This is a genomic window from Streptacidiphilus jiangxiensis (genome assembly GCF_900109465.1).
GTDB classification, from domain to species: Bacteria; Actinomycetota; Actinomycetes; order Streptomycetales; family Streptomycetaceae; genus Streptacidiphilus; species Streptacidiphilus jiangxiensis.
Genome location: NZ_FOAZ01000020.1, coordinates 162679 through 179315 on the forward strand (window position 1 = coordinate 162679; position 16637 = coordinate 179315).

The following is a 16637-nucleotide window of genomic DNA, read 5'->3' on the forward strand; positions in this document are numbered from 1 at the left end:
GACGTGACCCAGGCCGCGTGACCTCCACGACATGCTGCAGAACCAGGACAAGCACGTCCGCATCGCGCCTGCCGCGACGAGCTACAGCAGGTCGCTGACGGGGACGAGGTAGGCGAACGGTGGAAATGCCTGAGCGGTGCCACGAGCCGCCATGTGACCCTGAGGTCGCCCGAGGGCGGACCGCTGGACCATCGCAGGAGTGAGCAATGAAGTATGTCGATCTCGATGCCCGAGTCGGCGAACTGACCGGGGTCCTCGACCCTGGCCCCTACCTTGAGCTCCTGCCTGCGCTGAGCACCAGCCTGCCCCCGGGCGCCAGGGCGTTCGCCACCGACCCGAGCCACTACGACCTCACCGGGCGGCGCTGCGTCAAGGACCTGGCGCTCCACCAGGCGACCTTCCTCCACGAAGGTCAAGCCCTCGACCTCCGCCTCCGTCACAACTGCTGGAAGCACGAGGAAGACCTGATCATTCGATATGCGGGGGTGGCAACCGTCCAGATCAGCACTCCGAACGAGCCCTCAACCTGGGACAACCTCGGCACGCTGATCCTGGACGAGATCCTTCCGCACGACCAGGGCTGCACTCACGAGATGGCCTTCAGGCCCGGGTCGGTCATCGTCACCTGCAACGACATCACCGCTACCTGGGTCACAGCGCACTGCCCCGAAGCCCACGGAGACTGAACAAGCTCAGCGCCTCACCCACAAGTCTTGACCATTGCTCCCGCTCGTCAACGGCCCCGCCGTACCCGGGTGAGGTGGGCCGGGTGCCGGTCACGTTCGGCGCGCGGGAGCGGTGGCGGCGGACAAGGGGATCCTGGGGCTCCCGGGCAGCGGCACGCCGAGGCGACGCGACCTGTGCCGGGCGGCGCCCGGGTTCAGCTTCCCTTGCGGGCGAGGGCGGTGAGGTCACGTCCCGGGGTGGCGGAGGCTGGCGGGGCGAGGCGGAGGTCGACGGCGGCCTCCAGGTAGGCGCAGAAGGCGCGCGTCGCGCTACGCGCGCGGAGCAGTGCGACGTACCAGAGGGTGACTCCGGCGACTGCGCCGAGCCACCACACGGAGCCGGTGCACAGGAGGAGCAGCGCCCAGCCACCGAGGACGAAGGAGTGCCGCCACGCCACCGCCAGGGTCCGCAGGTCCTCGCGGGTCCGCGGCGCCATCTCCAGCCACAGGTGGGGCAGGGCCACCGCGAGGTCGAGTTCGTGTTCGGCGTCGGTGCGGCTGCGCAGGGCGGCGACCTGATCGGCCATCCAGGTGGGGCGGGCCGGCTCGGCGAGGCAGATGGCGTTGCGCCGGGCGGCATGGCGTAGCGCCGCAACGGTGTCGCCGCGTGCCTCCGCCGCGGCTGCGGCGGCGTCGGCGGCACGCCAGGAGCGTTGGCGGCGGGCGGTCAGGGGGGCGCCGATGACCGGCAGTCGGCGCGGTACCCAGACGGCGCGGGTCAGGGCGGCCGCAGCGCTCGCCGCCGCGCAGGCGGCGAGCGTCGCCAGGACGAGGGCCAGCAGGGCGAAGAGCACGCTCGTCCCACCTCCGCGTCCGAACCACCGCATGGCGGCCACGAGATGAGGGAGCAAGGCGGTGGGTTCGGCTCGCCGGCGTCGGCCGAGAACGAGTCCGACGGCGAGGAAGGAGAGCCAGAGCAGGGCCGGGGCGACGAACGCCGCGGCGGTCTCCCGTGCCCGCGGCGAGACAGGCAGCTCAGCATCCATGCGAATCAGCGCCGCCCTCGTTCAAGGGCCATCGGCCCACCTGCGGAGCCACCGGATGGCTGGTCGTCGGCGGACAGGTGGCACACGGGACGGCGGATGCCCGGAGTGCGGCGCTCGCGGCGGTCGCAGGCCAGGGGGAGCGGGCAGACGTACGACTCTCCGGGGCCTGCGGCGTCGGTGAGGCCCGGAAGGCCCAGGCGCGGATCAAGCTCTGGTCCGCCGAGGCGCCGGACCAGAGCGGCGTAGTCGGCCGTGCGGTCCTCGGCGCGCAGGGCCGCGCGGCACAGGTCGGCGATCGTGTTCTCGTCGGCGCGCGTGGCCGCGTCCAGGATGTGGGGCAGGTCGGCGCAGAGGGCGGCGACCCAGGCGCCGGTGGCCCCGGCCCCGGAGGGGACGAGGTCCGGGCGGACCGGGTCCAGCGCAGGGGCCTGGTCCAGGTGCGGGGCGGGTGCGGCGCGGTTCGGGACCCCTCGTCGTGGTGCCGCCGGGGTCTGCGCGAGGACTGCAGGGGGAGCGGTGTCGCGGGGGAGGCCGGACCTACCCGGTCGCGGCGTTTCCTCGTCCAGGCGTGCGTACCTATCCGCCGCACTCGCGGCCAGCCAGAGGAACCAGGCCCGGTCCTCGGGCCGGGTCGAGCTGCGCCCGTACAGGGTCAACGCATGTTCCACCAGGGCAAGGAGCCGCTGGGCGGGCCAGACGAAATCGACACCGAACCGGCCCAACCATGTGTCGACCGTGGGCTCCACCGCCTCGACCGTCTGACGGAGCCAGCCGGGGAGCTCGCCGAGGGCGCGCTCGGTCGCGCCGAGCGGTCCGTCGCGCATGACGGCGAGGAGGGCACTGCGGGCGGCCGGGGAGAGCTCGCCGAGGGTGCGCGCGGCCAAGTGCAGCAGCAGGTGCAGCGGGTCGTGGGCGAGTGACCCTTCGCTGACGGACTTGGCCAGGTCGATCAGGACGTAGTCCGGCACCTCGATGCACGGGGTCGTCGGCAGAAGCACGTTCTCCATGTGCAGGTCACCGTGGACGACCCCGGTCGCGATGCGTACGGGCCGCTCCGACGCCGGCGCGGTGCCGCGGACGAGCGCGAAGGGATTGGCCAGCGCCACCTGCTCGTCCGCGAACCGGATCGTCTCTTCGCGATACTGCGCGGCGGCTCGCTGGAGCGGTCCGCCAGGGGCGAAGCGGGCGCGCAGCCCGCGCCCGAGGAGCGCGGCCGCGGTGGTGGACTCGACCTTCGGCTGCTGCACCCAGCCGGTGAGCATGCCGTGCACGACCTCGCGGCAGCCGCGGGCGAAGGCGGTGGGGTCGTCGGCTTCGCGGAGGGAGGCCAGCGAGTCGTGGCGGTAAAGGCTGCCAGCGACCTTCTGGAACACGATCCAGGTGCTGTCCCCGACGCGCACGGGGCCCTCGTCCAGCGGTTCGGCGAGATGGCGGCGGAAGTCGGCCGGTGCGTCGCGGTAGGCCAGGCGGTGCCGCATGTGCTCGGTGCCCGTGTAGTCGGGGTCGCCGCGCCCGGGCTCCACCGGGACCCTGTCGTGCTTCAGGACGACCGCGCGGGAGCCGTGGCCGACATTGTCGTGGTCCAGGACCGCCGCGACGAAGGCGGAACTACGGCCGCTGGTGTAGATCTTGACAAACTCGTAGCGGTGTCCGCGGTGCGCCCCCCACTCGGCCAGCGCGCGGGCGGCGGCCGGATCGAGACCCTGATCGGGCGCGTCGTCCACGGCGTCTCCCTCGTCCTGTCCGACCGCTGACGTTCCATCGTGACACAGTCGTTCCGATCGCCATGCTATGGAAGACTTGTCGCCTGCGCTGCGGTTTCCGCGGCAGACCGGGCGGGGAGGCGGCATGCAGGACGACTCCGAGGCGGGCGGAGTGGGCTCGCTCGGCCGTGCGGAGTTGGACACCGTCGCCACCGTCGCGGACTTCGGGCGGGCGCTCACCCGGCTGCGGGCTGGAGCCGGGCTCAGCATCCGCGGTGTGGCGGAGCGGTCGCAGGTCTCGCTCAGCACCCTGAGCGGGTACTTCGCGGGGACACATCTGCCCGGGCCGGCGCACGCGGCCAAGCTGCGGCGCGTGTTGGCGGTCTGCGGGGTCACCGACGGGCCGGAGATGGACCGTTGGCACGAGGCGTGGATCCGGTTACGGCACGAGGGCGGCGGGCCGCGGCCGGTCGCGGAACCGGCCGCCCCGACGACCTTACCGACACCCGCCGCATCTGTCGGCCTGGTCGGGCCGCGCGCGGCCGAGGCGGTGCGGCCGGTGGCCCGCCCGGCCCGGCACGTGCTGCCGAGCATCCGTCCACCGTTGGAACGGCTCGCCCGGGAGCCGAGGGTGCGGGGGCGGGACGCGCTCGTGGGACGTCTCGCGGACGCGCTGCGCCCGGGGGCGTCACCGCGCGTGCACGTGCTGCACGGGCTGGCCGGGGTGGGTAAGAGCACGGTGGCGCTCGCGGTCGCCGGGCTCGCCCAGGGGCGCGGGGCCCGGGTCTGGTGGGCCGGAGCCCGCACTGCCGACGCGACCGCCGACGCGATGTACGCGCTGGCCGCCGAACTCGGGGCGTCCCGCCAGCAGTTGGAGCACGCCAGTCTGCCCGACCTGGTGTGGCGGCTGCTGGGCGCGCAGCGCGGGCCGTGGCTGCTGGTGTTCGACGGGGCCGACGACACCGACACGGTGCTCGCGCCGGGCAGCGGCCCCGCCGCGGACGGCACGGGGTGGGTCCGCGCGGCGCCCACAGGGCAGGGCACGGTGCTGCTGACCACCAGTGACGGCCACACCTGGCTGGGGGCGCGGTCCAGCGTGTCGGCGCGGCGCGGCTGGTTCACCACCCACCGGGTGCACCCCCTGGACTCGGGCGATGCCGCCCGCGTCCTGCGAGAGTTGGCACCGGACGCGGGCGACGCGGCCGAGGCCGAGGCACTGGCCCGGCGCTTGGGCGGTCTGCCGCTGGGGCTGCGCCTGGTCGGTGGCGCGCTGGCTGCGGCGGCCCGGGTGCCCGCCGGGTTCGCCGATCAGGCGACCCCGCGCACCTTCGCGGCCTACGCGGCCGCCCTGGACGGCGGCGCGCTGGGCGGCTCCGGCGCCTGGCCGGGCTTCGAGGGGACGGGCGTGGGCTGGCGGGTGGCACTGGCACAGTTGGAACGTCGCGGCCACTTCGCCGCGCGGCCCCTGCTGCACCTGCTGGCGTGCCTGGCGCCCGGTCCCGTCTCGTGGGCGGCACTGCTGCGGCCACACCTGCTGGCGGCCTCCCCACTGTTCCCGGGGTTGACGGCGCTCGGGCTGTGCGAGGTCCTGGACGCCCTGACCGATGTGGGGCTCGTGACCCGCTACCGGGAGCAGCCGGACGAGCTGGTGGAGGTGCCGCCGCTGGTGCGGCGCTGCTTCCGCGACGCACCCGAGGTGCGCGGACAGCTGGATGCCCATGTCGCGCTGTTGACGGCCCTGCTGGTGGCGGCCGGGGGCCAGCGCGACGGCCGCGACCCGCAGTCCTGGCCCGGGCTGGAGGCGCTGGCTGGGCAGGAACGGGCGGCACTGGACCTGCTCGCCGACGCTGACGCGTCAGGTCTGGTCCGCCTGCCCGACCAGCTGCTGGCACCGGTGCTGCTGGCCGGACGGCACCGCCGGGCCGCCGGGCGGCTGCGGGATGCCGAACGGATGCTGGCCCAGGGGCTGGCGGACGGCCGACGGCTGCTGGGCCGCGACCACGCGGACGTGCTCGCCCTGGAGCACGAGCTCGGCCGCGTCCGGCTGGGCCGAGGGGACGCCGAACGGGCGGAGCGCGAACTGCGCGCCGTGCTGGACGCCAGGGTCCGCCTGCTCGGCCCCGACCACCCCGACACCCTGACCACGCAGCACTATCTCGGCCGGGCGCTGGTCGAGCGGGGCCGGCTCCCGGAGGCGCACGCCTGGTTCTCCCGGACGCTGCGGGCCCGGGAGCGGGTGCTGGGCCCCGCGCACCGGGACACCCTGACCAGTCGCAACAACATCGGCCTCGTGCTGGTCGAGCAGCGTCGGTACGACGAGGCCAGGACAGTGCTGGAGCAGGTGCTGGCCGAGCGGGTCGCCGCGCTCGGCGACGGCCACCCGGCCACCCTGGTGACCCGTCAGCACCTCGCCCGGCTCACCGCGGACACGCGGGGCGCCGGGCCCGGCCGTGAGGCCTACCGGGCGCTGCTGGCCGACTGCCGCCGGGTGCTGGGCCCGGACCATCCGCGCACCGCGGCCGCGCGGGCCGCGCTCACCGCGTTGTCGCCGCCGCAGGAGTGAGCAGTCCCGTCCGGCAGGGCGGCGTCCAGGTAGTGGGCGGGCAGACGGGCCAGCAGCCGCGCGGCCGGGTCGGCGAACCCCTCGTCGACCAGCGCCCGCCGGGCCCGCTCCGCCCAGGCCCGGGCGACGGCCACCGCCGGCGGCACGCCGAGCCGTCGCACGGTCTCGTAGGCGTGCGCAGTCTCGGCGTCGCCCGCGTCCTCCCGTAGCACCCCGGCGAGCCCGGACCCGCCGGCGCCGCGGGCGGCCAGCAGGACCGGCAGGGTGTAGACGCCGCGCGGGATGTCCTGCCGCACAGGCTTGCCGCAGCTCTCCGGTGTGGCCAGGACGTCGGCCAGGTCGTCGGCTATCTGGAACACGACACCGAAGCAGGCTCCGTAGCGGGCCAGCGCCCGGGCGGCGCCCGGTCCGGACGTCGTGCCGCCGCGCCGCGTGCCGCCCGCGGCCTCCCGCACCGGCAGGGCGCCGAGCACGCAGGCGGCGCTGATCAGCGCCGCCGTCTTGCCGTGGACCTGGCGCAGGTATGCGGCGGGCGTGCCGAGGCGGTGGCGCTGGGCGGTCTCCAGGGCCTGGCCGTCGCACATGGCCAGGAACGCCTGGTGCCAGACCCGGTGTACCTCCGGTCCGGCGTCCGCGAGCAGCAGGCCGGCCGCCGCCAGCAGGCGGTCCCCGCCCACGACGGCGCCCTCGGCGCGGTGCGTGGCGTAGACGGTCGGCGCGCCGCCGCGCACGTGGGAGCGGTCCATCAGGTCGTCGTGGACCAGGGAGCCCAGGTGCAGCAGTTCCACGGCGGCCGCCCGGCGCAGCAGTGCCGGCTCCGCGGCAGTGCCCGTGAGCTCGGCGACGGCCAGCAACAGCCCGGGCCGCAGCCGTTTGCTGGGACGCCGCACGGTGCGGGCCAGGGCTTCGGCCAGGTCAGGCGAGGGGCTGGCGGCGGCCTCGGCCAGCAGCTCCTCCAGCGCCGCGGCGGTGGGCGCGGGCAGCGCCAGGGGGCCGAGCACCTCGGCCGGGGAGGCGGGGCGCGGCGCCGGGACGATCGGCCCGGCCGTCGTCGTCCAGGTCACGGCCGCCTCCCTTCGGCCATGGTCCGTGCCGACCGGCGGGCAGCCCGCCGGGTATGGACGGCGCGCAGCCGGGCCAGCGCCAGCACGGCCGCGAACCACGCTGCGACGGCGGACGCCATCAGGGCGGCGGAGCGGCCGGGCAGCACCGCGGCGCAGCCCAGCAGGAAGGCGAGAGTGTTCCCGAACGACCAGCCGCCGTTGCGCAGCCAGCCGGGCGGCAGTTGCCCGCGACGCGACGGTGCGGACAGCTCGGAGCGGGAGACGTCGGCGAAGGGGCCGGCCCCCCGGAGCAGCCGGGCCAGGCCGACGGTCGAGGCCATCGCGAGCACGTCGGCGGCCGACGCCAGCCAGGTCTGGCGGGCCGTCCAGCCGTCGGCGGCCAGCACCGCCGTCGCCGCGGTGACCGCGGCGACCACTCCCGCCTGGGCGGACAGCACGAAGGCCAGGTAGCGGCGCGGGAAGTGGAAGGCGCCGTCGCGCGTGGGGTGGACCCCGAGGACCAGGGCGGTCGTGCGCGACCCGGCCGAGCGGTCGGTGGCGATGTCCTTGAGGTTTCCCACCGAGCTGTTGGTGGCGACCATGTGGAACAGGAAGGCGACCGCCATCAGGCAGGCGGCCGCGCCCGGCCGCACCCCCCTGGCCAGCGCCACGAGCGGGAGCGGCGCGGCCATGGCGACGCCGAAGAGGTAGTCCCACAGCAGGGGCGAGCCCGGCCCCTGGGCCTTCTGCAGGATGTTGAGCCAGGCCGTGAGCACCACGACGCCCGCGAGCCCGACCCGGGCGGCCGCGCCGTGCGCGAAGGCCCAGTCTGCGGCGACGAGCACGGCCGCCTCGGTGGCCGCCCAGCCGGCCACGACCGCGGGGGTGACCTCGCCCCGCACGAGCGGGCTGCGGACCCGGGCCGGGTTGATCCGGTCCGAGGCGACGTCGGTGACGTCGTTGACGTGGCAGGCGAAGGCCTGGAGCAGTGTCCCGGCGGCGACGAGCAGGGCCCAGCCCGCCCAGGTGAGGCCCGGCGCGAGCAGCCCGCCGACGACATAGGGCAGCCAGGTGAAGACCGCGACGGGAAGACGGGACAGGACGACGTAGTGCCGGACGGGCGCGGCCGTGGCGGTGGCCGGGCCGCCCGGTCGGTGCGGTGCGGGCCGGGACCGGCGCGCGGGCCGCTCCTCCCAGGCCTGGTCAGTGGTCATCGGGTCCTCCTGAGGGCAGGGTCGCGCCGAGTGGCGCGACCTCGAAGAAGGGGAAGCGTGTGGCCAGGGCCGTGCGGCCGCGGCGGAGCAGGCCGGGCACGGGCGCGGGCAACGCCCGGGTGGCGTGCTCGAATACGGCGCCAACGACCACGCCGGCGTGGAAGAGGACCAGCCAGGCCAGCAGCGTCCGGTGCCGATGGCCCGGCCCGCGTCCGTAGAAGGCCGTCAGGTCGCGGCGGGCGACGGCGAACCGGTGGCCCGCCTCGGCCAGGGCGGCGGGCAGCGGGCCGACCAGCGAGACGCGGCCGTCCGCGCGGTCCTCCAGGCGGTCCTCCAGGTCGTCCATGTACTGGAGGTACGACCCGAACGAGCGCAGGGCGCGTTCCTCCTCGGCGCCGAAGGCCGGGTTGACGGCGGCGAAGTACAGGCACACCGAGTGGTGGCCCTTGTCGCGGGTCAGCTCGGCCAGGGCCGCCGATGGCAGGTCCGGCGCCTGCGTCTGGGCCTGCGAGCGCCGCTGGGTGGTGATCATCCGCTCCAGGTGCGCCCGGATCGCGGCCGGGTCCGCGACCGACTGCCAGCAACGGGCGGCGAGTTCGCCCAGGACGCTTTCCCAGGGGTCGTCCGGGTCGGGCCGCCGGGTACCGAGGACCACCTCCTCCAGCGCGTCCAACTGCCGCGCCGATGCGGCGCGTCGGTCGTAGGCGTGGTCGAGCAGGTGGGTGACGGCGCCGAGCAGGACGCCCAGGCGGGTGTCGTGGGGCGCGCGGCGCACGGTGGCGTACAGGAACAGCAGCGCGTTGATCCGTTGGACGGTGTGGGTGAGGTGACGCTCCTCGGCGTCGTCGAGGTACAAGTCCAGGCGATGCAGCAAGGACGTCCGAAGGAGCGTCAGCTCTGCGGCGGCACTGGCGCATTCGTGGTTGGCGGTGCGCCAGGGCAGGGTGCGGGGGGTCGGGCCGGGGCCGGTCATCGGATCACCTCGCGGCGGGCGAAGAGGGTGGGGACGGAGGGCGGCCGGACCGGCCGCTCCGGGGCGGGCACCGCGCCTCGGCCGACCAGCCGGGCCAGCGCGGTCAGGTACAGCCAGCAGGTCAGGCCGTCGACGAAGGGCCTGGCCCGGCGCGGGCCGTACAGTGACGTCAGGCGCCGGTCGAGGGCGTCCAGTTCCTCGTGGAGCAGCCGTAGCGGCAGGGCGTCGAGGGTGGCCGCGGTCATCACCCCGGCCCGCAGGTCGACGGCCCGGTCCTGGTAGTCGTCGACGAGCTGGAGAAAGGCGCCGAGGGCCAGCAGGGCTTCGCGCTGGGCCGCGGACGGTGCGTGCTGCACCAGGCCGCCGAGCACGAGCATGCCCAGGCCGCCCTTCGTGCGCGAGGCGTCGAGCAGCGCTGCCGCGTCGGCGCGGCCCGCGGCGTCGCGTCCGTTCGCCGTGAGGCGGACGGAGGCGAGCTGGGCGGCGTGCAGGGCCGGCAGCGCGGCGTAGGCGGTGCGGTGGCGGTCCGGGTCGGTCCGAGCGCGCAGCGCCCGGAACAGGGACGCGGCGGCGCGGGCGGCGCCGGGTCCGGGCGCCGGGCCGGGCAAGGGCGCGTCGGCGGCGGCCGGGGCTGCGAGCCAGTCGTTTACGAGGTCCGCGGCCGACGGACCGGCGTGCTCGTCCAGAGCGTCGTCGTACAGGCGGGTGAACGCGCCCGCGAGCACCGCCGTCGCCGGGTCCACGGTGTGACCGGTCAGCCGTGCGTGACGGACGAGCAGCAGTCCGCCCTGGACGGCCCAGGGCAGAAGCCGGTCGGCGAGGCGCGGATCGCCGCCCTCGGGCAGCAGCGGTGCCACGGTCCCGGTGTAGGCGGCGGCCAGGGCGTCGCAGTCGGCGTTGACGCCGGGCAGCGCGGGCAGCAGCCGGACGGCCAGCCCCGGGAGACGCAGAAGCCGGCGCACGTTCCCGCGCACGTTCCGGCGCGCGGCGTCGGTGCCGGGGCGGTCAGCGGCGCTCATACCAGTAGCCGCATCGCGTCAGGTCGGTCCTGGCCCGCCGGGAGACCGCCATCAGGGCGTAGGTGGACAGCATCCCGCCGCGGTGGAAACCGCGCGGCGAGGCGTGCACGGTGATGCCGTCCAACTGCGCCCACCGGGCCCGGCCGCGGCGGGCGTCGGCCCGCAACTGCTCCAGGAAGGCGACGTCCTCGTAGGCGTACAGATCCTCCCGGTAACCGCCGACCGAGGCGAAGTAGCCGGCGCGCACCGCCAGCACGCCGAAGGACATCCGCTTGACCCGGGTGAGCAGGCGCAGCGCGCCGTGCGCGCACAAGCGGGTGAGCGGATCGATCTCGGCGGGTTCGAGCTCCACGCGCACCCCGGCGGCGGTCAACGTGGGCTCGGCGCCGAAGCGGGCGGTGATCCCGGTCAGGAAGCCGAGCGGGACCCGGTAGTCCGCGTCCACGAAGACCAGCAGGTCGCCGCGGGCGGCGCGGGCGCCGGCGTTGCGGGCGCGGGCGACGCCGCGCCGCGGCACTTGGACCACCCGCGCGCCGAACGCGCGCGCCGTTTCGGCGGTGGCGTCCGTGCTGGCGTTGTCGGCGACGACTATCTCGCAGCTCACGGCGCCGCCGATGTCGGCCAAGCGCAGTGCGGAGTGGTGCAGCGAGCCCAGGCAGCGCGGCAGGAAGCACGCCTCGTTGAAGGCAGGGACGACGACGGACACGTGCGGCCGGTCCGTTTCGCCGGTTGCCGTAGGGGAGTTCACGCGGGGCCTTCCTTTCTGAGCAGGACGCGGTGGTGCCCGGCGAGCGGGAGAAGGCGGTGCAGCATCCCGGAGGCGACCTCCAGCGGCAGGACGAGCGCGACGGCCACGGCGGCGGCCAGGCAGCCGGCCGTGGCCCGTACGGCGCCGAGCCGGCGCCGCTGGTGCGGGTGGGGCAACGCGGCCTCGAACAGCAGCGCGGCCGAGGCGGCGTACTCGCCGGGCAGGTAGACCGGCCGGGAAGCCAGCACGCGCGCCCCCGGACAGGCGCGGCGCAGCGTCGCCGCGAGCGAGGCGGGAGAGTGGACGTGCCGGTGGAAGGGAGGCAGCAGCGGAAACCAGCGCGAGCCGAACAGGCGCCCGGCCAGCCCGCCGGTCACCGGTGTCTCCACGCACAGCACGCCGCCCGGCACCAGCAGGTCGACGGCGCGGCGCAGCACGGCCTCGGGGTCGGCGACGTGCTCGACGACGTGGAACAGGGTGACGGCGTCGTAGCGGTCGCTGGTGCGGAACCGCGCGAAGTCGCCGTCGTGCACGGCGAGCCCGGCGCGGCGCGCCTGGCCCGCGAGCGCCGGGTCGACCTCGACGCCCTCGCCCTCCGCGCCCGTCGCGGCCAGCGCGCGCAGCAGACCCCCGGTGCCGCAGCCCACGTCGAGGACGCGCCTGCCCTGGCCGAGTCGGTGGCGGCGGGCAAGCCAGCGGGCTCGCGGCCGGTAGACCAGGCGGGCCACCGCGGGGCTGTCCATGACCGCGGTGACGAAGGGGAGTTGGGGCTCGGCCAGGATGACCGGCCCGTCGTTGTGCGTGGCCTTGTCCGCTCCGCCGTCCGGCTCCAGCCGGCGGAGGTGACCGCAGTGCGGGCAGCCGGCGTAGCGGCTCAGCGCGCCGCTGCCGAAGGCGCGGTCGGTGGCGGTGAACGCTTGCCGGTCGTCGACCGGGAGACGGCATCCGGGGCACGGCTCGTGCCGCGCGCCCGCGTCGCTGCGCAGCAGCACCAGGGCACGCGGGCGCGGCGCGGCGCTCAGCAGCCCGCCCAGCCGGTCCGGCCGCAGCCGGTCCGCGAACAGGCCGCGCCACTGCGCGAGGCTCAGGCCGCCCGGTCCGATGCGGCGGAAGCCGAACTCGCGGACCAGGTGCTGGGCGAGCCGCGGTCCGGTCACGCACAGGCTGGTACGGGCCTGCGGCAGGGCCGCCTCGAACAGCAACCGCGCCGTCCCGCGACCCCGGAACGCGGGGTGGACGTAGAGACCCGCGAGCTCCTGGGTGACGCCGTCGCGGTGCGGGACGCACAGCAGCCACCCGGCGGTCTCCCCGGACGCGGTGGTGGCCAGCAGCAGCCGGCCGGTGTCGCAGGCGCGAGCGAGCTGGGCGCGGCTGCGCGGGGCGAGGGCGGGATCGTCGCGCAGGGTGCGGTGGACGGTGGCCACCAGCGCCTGGCGGCGGTGCGGTTCGGCGGGTGCCGCGCTTACGGTGAGGGGTTCCGGTGCCGTGACGGGTGCGTGGCGGGGCGGGTTCATCGAGGGTCTCCCGGGGTGCGCACGACGAGGACGAGGAGGCTGCGGAAGTAGCGGACCCGGTCGCCCACCAGCAGCGAGCGCCGGAGACGGTCGTCGGGCTTGAAGCGGTCGGCGAGGTCGGCGGGGACGTCCAGACGTCGGTGCCGTGAGCCGGCCAGCACTCGGGCGCCCGGCGCGGCGGTGCGGGCGACCTCGGTGAGCAGCGCGTGCCAGCCGGGCCGGGTGACCCAGTCGGCGATGTTCGACAGGGCGAACCGGTCGACGCCGGCGTCGGGTTGGTCGCGGAGGTGATGGCGCAGGTCGGTGTGGACCAGCTGGATGCGGTGCGCGTGGGCGGACAGGGCCGGGTAGAGCTCCTCCGGCGGACAGGGCAGCAGCTCAGCCCTCTCGCCCGCGGCGTGACGACGCGTCAGCAGGGCCGAGCGGTCCGGGGACCGCCAGGCGAGGGGCCGCCACAGCGGAGCCCCGGCGGTGGCGAGGCGCGGGACGGCCCCCTGCCAGACCAGCCCAGCGGTGATCATTCGGGCGTTCCGGTCCCAGAAGACGCGAGTGCCGACCGGGAGCGCGGGCCGTACCTCGTGGTAGGCGGCCAGGGCCGCATCGGGGTCCGGGGCGAGGCCGAGCAGGTCGCGGAACCCCGGGTACGGCAGCTGCATGGCGGCGGTGCGCTTGAGTTCGGTCAGGTGGAGCTGGGCGGCGGACAGGTCGACGGCGGTGACCCGCCCGGGGGCGCGGCCCAGCAGCGCGAGCGGGATGTCGCCCCCGGAGGCGAGCGTGACCACGTGCTGGCCGGGGGCGACCGCGAGCGCGGTGTCGACGGTGCGCGGGTCCTCCAGCGTCGCCGAGAAGGCCACCGGGCTGACCAGCGCGTTGAGGCGTCGGTACAGGCGTCGCGAGGCCCGGAGCCGGTCGGGTCCGTGGTACCGCAGAGGCTGCGGGACGGTGGGCTCCGGTGTGGTGTCGGGTCTCATCGTCGTCCCTCGGGTCGGGCCGCGCCCCGGGCGGAGGCAGCGCTGGGGGCAGCGGCACGGGTGGCGTTCGCGGCGAGGGCGGCGAGCAGGCGCGGCCCCCGGTAGAGCGCGCGGTGGCCGCAGCGTTCGACGAGGCAGCCGTCCGGGTCGCCGAGCCCGAAGAAGTCGACGTAGGCGGGGCCGCCACCCTCGCGGCGGACCAGCACGTTCGGCAGGTACAGGCCGCGCCGGTCGGCGCGCGGGACCAGATCCAGACCGATGCCGTCGCGGTCGGCCATGAGCTGGGCCAGGCACAGCAGCACGGCGACCGCGGCGGCGGTGGCCGGATCGGGTTCCGCCGGAGCGAGCCGGACGGCCCGCGGGCCGGCGTCCTGCTGGAGCAGCGCGGGCACGTCGGCGACGCCCAGGTCCGGGAAGGACGCCACGGTCGGCCGGGACGGCTCCGGGACCAGCCCGAGTACCGGCCCATCGCCGAACGCGGCGGACACCACCATCCGCCGAAGACCGCCGGGCAGGCCGGGAACGGTGTGGCGCACGGCGGCTTCCGCCGTCTCCCGGGTGACCGTGCCGAGAACCGCGACGGCGCGGTCGTGCCCACGACGCAGCCGGTCCGCGCGCGCCCGGTCCGGCCGGAACGGGTTGTCCGGCCATGGCGCCCGGCGCAGCGGCGCGGCCCAGCGCGGCTCGCGGAGCCCGCCTCCCGGAGCCGACCCCGACCGGGTCCGCAGGGCGCGCCGAAGGTCGTCCACCGCGAGGAACTTGACGACCAGTCCGCACGCGAGACGCCCGAGGTAGGCGGTGGTGCCAGGCTGCCGCAGGGGCAGCGCGACCGTCACGGCCTGCGGGCCGGACGCCTCGATCACGGCGCGCACTCGCAGCGGGTCCGGCGTCATCGTGTGCCCTCGGGACGCAGTTCCGCCGGGGCCGCGCGCCAGCCGGGGATCGCGCGCGCGGCGTTGTCCCGTGCCTCGGCCCAGATCCGGTGCAGCCGCGCGGTCAGCTCGACGGCCGTCGCCGCGCCGGTCGGCCCAGCTGGCGTCAACGCGTCCAGCGGGACGGGGGCGTCGGCGTAGACGTACGGGCCGGGGTCGGCGTAGGCCAGGCGCAGCCGGGCGGCGGCCCGAAGCGCGGAGCGCGGTCCGGGCAGCCGGGAGGCGAGCAGATGGGCGTCCCGCACGCCGTAGACCATCGGCACCAGGTGCACCGGGCGTCCGCCGGGCTCGGCCGCCCTGGCCCGCAGCAGCAGTCGGACCAGGTGTCCGGCGCCCGGGCGCCAGGGCGCGTCCTGCTGCAGCGAGCCGCTCGGGAACAGGTGGACGCCGCCGCCCTCGCCCGCGATCAGCCGTGCCGCACAGGCGAGTTGGGCGGCGTTGGCGCGGCGGGCGGCGAAGTCGTCGCGGACCGGCCAGACCGCCTGCTCCACCGCCGCCAGCGTGCGGTCCCGCACGCCGCGCGGCGCCGGCCCCCCGCCTCCGGTGCGGGCCAGCGGCAGCACCATCCGGGCCAGGTGCGGGCCCACCGAGGCGACGAAGTCGCCGGCCAGGAAGTACACGTCCTCGCGCACCAGGAGCGCGTTGAACAGGGCGGGCTCCAGCCCGCAGGCGTGGTTGCCGAAGGCGAGGAAGGGCTCCTCGGCCAGCACCTGCCAGGTGCGCGGGTGCATCTCGTAGCGTGGTCGGACACCCCACTCTTCCAGCATCCGCCGCGAGCCCGCGCCGATGCCGTGGGCGCCGACGTCCGCGTCGTAGCGCAGCAGCGCCGTGCACAGCGCCCGCACCGGCACGAGGTTCTCCAGCGCCGCCGCGCCCGCCCTGGCCAACGGCCCTCGTTGCGTCGCTCGCTGGTAGGCGTTCGCGGCCTCGCGCAGCCCGCCCCGCCGGAACACGTCGATCAGCGCGTCGGTGGTCTTCATGCGCCTCTCCGGTCGGCGGGTGCGACGGCGCTGCGTCCCCGTAGCAGCAACGCGGCCCACGCGTTGCCGGGCGTCCTGCCCGCGCTCCCGGGGGCGCCGGCCGCGTGGGACGGTGCGTCAGATCGGGCGGCGGCCCGCAACCGCGAAGCGGCCCGCCCCACCGTGCTCAGCAGCAGGAACACGTGGGCCTCGTCCACCACGCGGCGGGCGGCACGGGGTCCGTGCACCCCGGCCAGCCGGGCCTGGGCTGCCGCCAGGCGCTCGACGAGTCCGGCCGGGTCGCAGGCGCCGACGCCCGGCAGGGTGGCGATACCCAGCGCGGCGTCGGCGTCCCGGTCGTGGTGGTCGTCGCACAGTTGCAGGGCGGCGCCCAGTTCGGCGACGGCGGCTCGTTCCTGAGCCCCCATCCGCGGCCGGGCGAGGGAGAACAGGACGGTGAGTGTCGCCGCGCCCTTGCCCCAGGTGACCTCCTCCAGTTCGGCCCGGGTCACCAGCGGCGAGGTCTGGCGGGCGGAGCGGCACTGGTAGTAGTGCACGGCGGTCAGGGCCGCGTAGAGCGGGTCGTCGGGACGGCGCCCCAAGCGCCGCTCCAGGGTGTGGAACAGGTCACCGGCCAGGGCCTCCAGCGGGCCGGCCGGGGTCCACGGCCGATGGGCGAAGAGGAGGCCCGCACGCTCGGCGAAGCCAGTGCCCGCAGAATCGTCCAGGAGATCGTCGTACAGGCGCGCGAACGCGCAGCCGAGGGCGGTCACCTCGGCCGCGTGCCGGGTGAACGGCACGCCTGACGCCCGGCAGTAGGCGGCCACCAGGTGGCCGCCCTTGGCGCTCCACGCCCTCAGCGTGGCGTGCAGCCCGGCGTGGACGGTGTCCGTGTCCGGCTGCCGCGCCAGGACCGGGGCCACCGCCCGGTCGAACGCCCGGCCGCAGGCACCCGCGTCGCGTGCCGCCGCGAGCAGTACTGCGGGCGCCGCCCGCAACCCCCGCAGGGTGCTGCGGACTTGTGGGGGCCCGCCGCGACCGGCGGGCCCGCGCCCGGGAAGGGCGGCCCGGCACGATCGGTGTGGCGGACGTATGGGAGAAACAGCGGACGGCTGCTGGGGCACGGGCACGCACCTCTTCCGTGATGTCGACCGGCCCGGTCCGGCACCGTGTGCCACGGAGGCGACGCGCGGTGCGGTGACCGGGACCCGCCCATCACAGCGCGCCGCCGGGCTCGGACGGGAACACGGTCACGTCCGACTCGGACGCTCTCGGACGCTCTCGGAC

The 16637-nt window shown here is 76.1% G+C and carries 14 protein-coding genes; 2 read left to right on the forward strand and 12 right to left on the reverse strand.

The features are described from left to right. The first annotated feature begins 206 nt into the window (after positions 1-206). A complete protein-coding gene (locus tag BMY61_RS32235) occupies positions 207-686 on the forward strand; it encodes a hypothetical protein (protein WP_042446594.1) in 480 nt (159 codons plus the stop codon). A 194-nt stretch (positions 687-880) separates the two neighbouring features. Here the strand turns inward: BMY61_RS32235 and BMY61_RS32240 are convergent, their stop codons facing one another. Beyond that, positions 881-1711, reverse strand: a complete 831-nt coding sequence (locus BMY61_RS32240) for a hypothetical protein (RefSeq protein ID WP_052438626.1) — start codon at positions 1709-1711, stop codon at positions 881-883. Between the two features lie 5 nt (positions 1712-1716). After that, positions 1717-3435 (reverse strand): hypothetical protein, encoded by a 1719-nt coding sequence (locus BMY61_RS32245; RefSeq protein ID WP_042446592.1) that lies wholly within the window; start codon positions 3433-3435, stop codon positions 1717-1719. Between the two features lie 124 nt (positions 3436-3559). On the opposite strand from BMY61_RS32245, the gene BMY61_RS32250 reads away from it, so the two are divergent. Next, positions 3560-5977, forward strand: a complete 2418-nt coding sequence (locus BMY61_RS32250; protein ID WP_042447000.1) for a tetratricopeptide repeat protein — start codon at positions 3560-3562, stop codon at positions 5975-5977. Here BMY61_RS32250 and BMY61_RS32255 read toward each other — a convergent pair. Genes BMY61_RS32255 through BMY61_RS32300 form a run of 10 tightly spaced genes read right to left on the reverse strand, consistent with a single transcriptional unit; the run spans position 5872 to position 16348 of the window. Beyond that, the gene (locus tag BMY61_RS32255; RefSeq protein ID WP_042446588.1) at positions 5872-7041 is read right to left on the reverse strand and encodes a polyprenyl synthetase family protein; all 1170 of its coding nucleotides are present in this window, start codon (positions 7039-7041) and stop codon (positions 5872-5874) included. The genes BMY61_RS32250 and BMY61_RS32255 overlap by 106 nt on opposite strands. Continuing rightward, the gene (locus BMY61_RS32260) at positions 7038-8234 is read right to left on the reverse strand and encodes a UbiA family prenyltransferase (protein ID WP_042446585.1); all 1197 of its coding nucleotides are present in this window, start codon (positions 8232-8234) and stop codon (positions 7038-7040) included. Before BMY61_RS32260 ends, BMY61_RS32255 begins: the two co-directional genes overlap by 4 nt. Then, positions 8224-9207, reverse strand: coding sequence for a hypothetical protein (locus BMY61_RS32265; protein ID WP_042446582.1), 984 nt, complete (start codon positions 9205-9207; stop codon positions 8224-8226). Before BMY61_RS32265 ends, BMY61_RS32260 begins: the two co-directional genes overlap by 11 nt. Then, positions 9204-10226: a hypothetical protein gene (locus BMY61_RS32270; RefSeq protein ID WP_075004151.1), complete on the reverse strand. Its 1023-nt coding sequence runs from the start codon at positions 10224-10226 to the stop codon at positions 9204-9206. The genes BMY61_RS32265 and BMY61_RS32270 overlap by 4 nt, the downstream gene beginning before the upstream one ends. Then, positions 10213-10974: a glycosyltransferase family 2 protein gene (locus BMY61_RS32275; protein WP_075004152.1), complete on the reverse strand. Its 762-nt coding sequence runs from the start codon at positions 10972-10974 to the stop codon at positions 10213-10215. Before BMY61_RS32275 ends, BMY61_RS32270 begins: the two co-directional genes overlap by 14 nt. Further along, on the reverse strand, positions 10971-12488 hold the full coding sequence (locus BMY61_RS32280) for a GNAT family N-acetyltransferase (protein ID WP_052438624.1): 1518 nt from the start codon (positions 12486-12488) through the stop codon (positions 10971-10973). The genes BMY61_RS32275 and BMY61_RS32280 overlap by 4 nt, the downstream gene beginning before the upstream one ends. Then, positions 12485-13459, reverse strand: coding sequence for a DUF3419 family protein (locus tag BMY61_RS47195; protein WP_042446573.1), 975 nt, complete (start codon positions 13457-13459; stop codon positions 12485-12487). The genes BMY61_RS32280 and BMY61_RS47195 overlap by 4 nt, the downstream gene beginning before the upstream one ends. Continuing rightward, complete coding sequence (locus tag BMY61_RS47200; protein ID WP_042446569.1) at positions 13456-14352, reverse strand: hypothetical protein; 897 nt, start codon at positions 14350-14352, stop codon at positions 13456-13458. Before BMY61_RS47200 ends, BMY61_RS47195 begins: the two co-directional genes overlap by 4 nt. Further along, entirely contained in the window at positions 14349-15371 is a 1023-nt protein-coding gene (locus BMY61_RS32295; RefSeq protein ID WP_042446565.1) for a hypothetical protein, read from the reverse strand. The genes BMY61_RS47200 and BMY61_RS32295 overlap by 4 nt, the downstream gene beginning before the upstream one ends. Continuing rightward, entirely contained in the window at positions 15368-16348 is a 981-nt protein-coding gene (locus tag BMY61_RS32300; protein WP_143094628.1) for a hypothetical protein, read from the reverse strand. Before BMY61_RS32300 ends, BMY61_RS32295 begins: the two co-directional genes overlap by 4 nt. Between the last annotated feature and the right edge of the window lie 289 nt (positions 16349-16637).